This is a genomic window from Paraclostridium sp. MRS3W1 (assembly GCF_032465715.1).
In the GTDB taxonomy this organism is placed as follows: Bacteria; Bacillota; Clostridia; order Peptostreptococcales; family Peptostreptococcaceae; genus Paraclostridium; species Paraclostridium dentum.
Genome location: NZ_JAWDJM010000028.1, coordinates 1 through 5,138, shown reverse-complemented (window position 1 = coordinate 5,138; position 5,138 = coordinate 1). Strand labels below are relative to the sequence as shown.

The following is a 5,138-nucleotide window of genomic DNA, read 5'->3' as shown; positions in this document are numbered from 1 at the left end:
ATATTATATTTTGTTAAAGTAATAACTTTAGTTTTTATAATCTTATAATTTTATTATATTTAAAGTAGGAGTATAGTTCTGTGACTTTATCACATATAAAATCAGATAAAAAAAGACTTGAGAGATTTAAATACTCTCAAGTCTTTTTTATTTTATATTCAATTATTTGTTTTCTTGATAATTTTTATTGTATCCTTGATTATTATTATTGTTAAAGTTTATTTGTTTTCCTGGTATTATAGTAGATACTGCATGCTTATATATAAGATTTTGCTGCTTGTTTTCTCCTTCTAATAATACTATGTAGCTATCAAATCCCTTAACGTGCCCCTTAACTTGAACTCCATTCATTAAAAATATTGTTACAGGTATTCTTTCTTTTCTTGCATTATTTAAGAATAAGTCCTGTAAGTTTAATACTGTATTTTTCATTAGATTAATACCCTCCAAAATGATTTATCAAATTTATTATATATATTATATTCTATATTACACAACATTTACCTTTTTTTCAATATAACTAATTACATCGTCTAAAAGTATTTTTTCATCATTGTAGTTATCTAAATCAAACCACTTAGCATTTTCATATCTCCTAAACCATGTTAGTTGTCTTTTAGCATACCTTCTTGAATCCCTTTTTATTATTTCTATGGCTTCTTCATAAGTGTATTCATTATTTAGATATTTAATTATTTCTTTGTATCCTATTCCTTGCATAGATACTAGATCACTTGAGTACCCCATATTTAAAAGAGTTTTAACTTCATCCTCAAGACCTTGGCTTATCATTATGTCAACTCGTTTGTTAATCCTTCTATATAGATGTTCTCTATCTCTATTTAAAACTATTATTATTGGTTCATACTTTTCATTTAATTTTAAATCGTTGCTAAAGTCACTCATTTTTTTGCCACTCATACAAACTTCAATGGCTCTTATAACTCTTTTTGTGTTATTTTTATGAATTCTATTTGCAGCTTCTTCATCAAGAGACTTTAACTTTTCATACATGTAGTCGATTCCATTTTCTTCAAGCTCTACTCTTAACATTTCTCTTAACTCATTGTCTGCATCTGATTTTGCAAAATCCATATTATATATAAGAGAATTTAAATAAAGGCCTGTCCCACCAGTTACAAGGGGTAGTTTCCCTTTTTTTACAATTTGATTTATATAATCATTAGCTCTTTCTTGAAATTCAGATACAGAAAAACTATAGTCCGGAGTAACCTCATCTATTAAATAATGTTTTACGCCATTCATCTCATCTTCTGTAACTTTTGCACTTCCCACATCCATATATTTATATATTTGCATAGAATCTGCTGATATTATTTCCATATTCATTTTTTTAGCTAATTGTATTGATAAGTTTGTTTTTCCAACTGCAGTTGGCCCTGTCAGTATGACTAAAGGTATCTTTTTCATCTGCTCCCCTTCTTTCTTACATAATTCGTTTAAACATTTTTTCAATCTCAGTTTTTGATATTTCTACAAATATCGGTCTGCCATGAGGTCATGTAAAAGGGTTTTTACACATTTCAATTTGGTTTAATAAACTGTTTATTTCTTCATCATATATACTATCATTAGCTTTTATAGCTGCTTTACAAGCCATCGATGCGAATTTTTCACCTTTTAACTCATAATTATTTTTTATTTCATCTATGTTATCAATTATATCTAAAACAAATTTTTCAGATTCCGGTGTTCCAAATATAGTAGGTACACATCTTATCATTATATGATTTTTGCCAAATATCTCTATTTCAAAACCAAATTTCATAAATAAATCTATATTATTTTCAACTTGTAGCATATCTGTCGTTGCTAGTTCTAAAACAATTGGATCTAATAACATTTGCATGTTAATATCCATATTGTAAAATTTATCCATATATTTTTCAAATAGTACTCTTTCATGTGCTGCATGTTGGTCTAGCAAGTACATATGACTTCCTTTTTGAAGTATTATATATGTTTTAAATATAGTACCTATAACTATATATTCATTTAATGAAAATTTATTTTTATCATTATTGTTAAACTCTACTTGTTCATTTTTTTCTGTATATACACTTTCAGATTCTTTTATTAAACTTTCACTAATTATAGGTTTATTATTTAAAGTATCATCTTCATTACTTTTTAAACTTTTATTTTCTTCTTTTTTTTCTAATTCTACTAAATCATTAAAACTATAAACTTTATTCAAATCTATTGTCTCATCTATTAATACAATTTCATCTTTATCTATTTTGTTTATTTTATTATTTAAATCTTTAGTATTAATCTTCTTTTCCAATTCTTTTCTTTCGTCTAACTCTTCAAATGTATATGTCTGACTTTTATACTCTTTCTCTAAGTTGTTTAATATACCTTGATTTATATTTTCTGAGCTAATTTGATTTTTATTATGAGTCAAACTGTTATCCAAATTATTAACCTTTTTTAAATCTCTCTTTTCAACATTATCATAAGTTTCATATTTTCCTATCAAGTTAGACCTAATTAATGACTTTCTTATATACTCTTTAAGTTCTACATATATTTGTTGTTCATTTTCAAACTTAAGCTCTAGCTTTGTAGGATGTATATTTACATCTATTTTAGATGGATTTATCTCTATATTTAAAAAGCAAACTGCATGCTTATTTATAGGTATTAAAGATTTATAACCTTCACTTATAGCATCTAATATAATTTTACTTTTAACATAACGTTTATTTATATATATATGTTGAAGGTTTTTATTAGCTCTATAAACATTATTGTTTCCTATATATCCACTTACATTAAAAAACTGACTTTCATGATTTAACTCTATTAAATTTTCAGTTATATCTTTTCCATAAATACTTCTTATAGTGTTTATAAGCTTACCATCCCCAGGTGAATTTAACATAGTTTTTTTATTATTTATATATTTAATGCTAACCTTAGGATTACCTATAACTAACTTGTTTATTAAATCACTAATATTTATAGTTTCTGCATGCGTTGATTTCAAAAACTTTTGTCTAACAGGAGTGTTAAAAAATAAATCCCTAGCTATAATCGTCGTACCATTATTAGTTCCTATTGGTTCTTTTGATATAATTTTTCCGCCTTCTACTGTAATTTTAGTTCCTACTGGCTCATCTTTATGCTTTGTAATCATTTCAATTTTAGCAACTGATGCAATAGATGCTAAAGCTTCTCCTCTAAATCCTAAAGAGTATAAATCATATAAATCATCTATTTGTTTTATCTTACTAGTTGCATGTCTTAAAAAACTTTTTTCAACTTCGCTAGATTCAATTCCATTTCCATTATCAGTTATTCTAATTAATTTTTTACCACCATCTTCTATTTCAACTATAATTTTAGAGCTTTGAGCATCTATCGAGTTTTCAACCAGTTCTTTAACTACAGAAGATGGTCTCTCTACAACTTCACCAGCTTGAAGTTGATTTATAGTAACTTCATCTAATATATTAATTCGAGCCATATATTCACCTCATTTCATAGATAAAAATTTATATATTTTTTAATAAGTCTTATTTAATGACTTATTTAGCCTTTTTAGCCTTAGTTTGTAGGCTATATAAAGCATTCATAGCATCTAATGGAGTCATATTTAAAATATCTAATTTTTTAATTTCGTCCACTAAGCTTTCATCATAAACAGAACCAAAAGATATTTGAGTAACTGCAACCTCATCTTCTACAGCATTTTCTTTAAGTTCTTTATTTTCTTTTCTAAGCTTATTTATTTCACTTTTTAGCTTTCCTATATTCAAATTATAGTCATTTTCTTTAACACTTATATTTTCTTTGAAACTTTCATATTCATTTTGCAAAGTTTCGTATACTTTTATATTTATCTTATTTTCATTACTTTCTAATTTTTCTTTAATATTAATAGCAGTGCTTAAATCTTGTTGAATATGATTTTTCTCTAAATCTTTTAATATTTCCTTTGATCTAGCAATAACTTTTTGTGGAAGCTTTGCAAGTTCTGCTACATATATACCATAACTCTTATCAGCTCCACCTTCTATTATTTTTCTTAAAAATACAATTCCATCATTGTTTTCTTGAACTGCTACAGAATAATTTTTAACGTCATAAAACTCATCTTCTAATTCTACTAACTCATGATAGTGCGTAGCAAATAAAGTCTTACATTTTATATTTGCCTGAATATATTCAACTATAGACCAAGCTAAACTAATTCCATCATAAGTACTAGTGCCTCGTCCTATTTCATCTAATATAACTAAACTTTTATCTGTTGCATTTTTAAGTATTTGAGAAACTTCAGTCATTTCAACCATAAAAGTAGACTGCCCTTGAGCTAAATCATCACTAGCTCCTACTCTCGTAAATATTCTATCTAAAATAGGTATATTAGCATATTCTGCTGGAACAAATGATCCTATGTGAGCCATCAATGCTATTACTGCAGTTTGTCTCATATAAGTAGATTTACCAGCCATATTTGGACCTGTAATTATATTTATAATATTTTCACCTTGATTTAAATACGTATCATTAGGTACAAAATTTTCTTCTCCAACTATACTTTCAACAACAGGGTGGCGTCCATTTTTTATATCTAATTTATTACTTTCATTAATTATAGGTTTTACATAATTGTTTATATAAGCAACAGTTGCTAATGATACAAATACATCTATATTAGCTATTATCTTTGCAACTGATTGAATTCTATCTATATTTTTATATATGTTATTTCTTATATTTACAAAAATCTCATACTCTAAATTTTTAATTTTATCTTCTGCATTTAAAATTTTATCTTCTATTTCTTTTAATTCACTAGTTATATATCTTTCCGCATTACTTAATGTTTGCTTTCTGATATATGTTTCATCTATATTTGCATTAGCTAAATTTGCTTTTGTTATTTCTATATAATATCCAAATACTTTATTAAATCCTACTTTTAAAGATTTAACTCCCGTTTTTTCTTTTTCTCTATTTTCTATCTCCTTTATCATAAAGGCCCCATTTTTAGATATATCTCTCAAAGAATTTAGTTCATCGTTAAATTCAGATTTAATTATATTTCCATCCTTTATTGTTATTGATGGATCTTCAAGTATTGCACTATCTATTAAATCATATAT

At 25.8% G+C, this 5,138-nt stretch carries 3 protein-coding genes and 1 pseudogene; all 4 read right to left on the bottom strand.

Features of this window, described 5'->3' with window-relative positions:
• Positions 1-162: 162 nt before the first annotated feature.
• Positions 163-432 (bottom strand): RNA chaperone Hfq, encoded by a 270-nt coding sequence (gene hfq / locus RWY47_RS02200; RefSeq protein WP_224170194.1) that lies wholly within the window; start codon positions 430-432, stop codon positions 163-165.
• A gap of 57 nt (positions 433-489) precedes the next feature.
• On the bottom strand, positions 490-1,431 hold the full coding sequence (gene miaA, locus RWY47_RS02195; RefSeq protein ID WP_021431111.1) for a tRNA (adenosine(37)-N6)-dimethylallyltransferase MiaA: 942 nt from the start codon (positions 1,429-1,431) through the stop codon (positions 490-492).
• 16 nt (positions 1,432-1,447) lie between these two features.
• Positions 1,448-3,493: pseudogene (mutL, locus tag RWY47_RS02190) on the bottom strand (DNA mismatch repair endonuclease MutL).
• A gap of 61 nt (positions 3,494-3,554) precedes the next feature.
• Positions 3,555-5,138, bottom strand: a 1,584-nt coding sequence (mutS, locus tag RWY47_RS02185) for a DNA mismatch repair protein MutS (RefSeq protein WP_316030227.1), incomplete at its 5' end; no start/stop codon positions are given.

Coding starts and splice junctions, on each gene's coding strand:
- hfq (WP_224170194.1), bottom strand. CDS start 432: ATGAAAAATACAGTATTAAACTTACAGGACTTATTCTTAAATAATGCA.
- miaA (WP_021431111.1), bottom strand. CDS start 1,431: ATGAAAAAGATACCTTTAGTCATACTGACAGGGCCAACTGCAGTTGGA.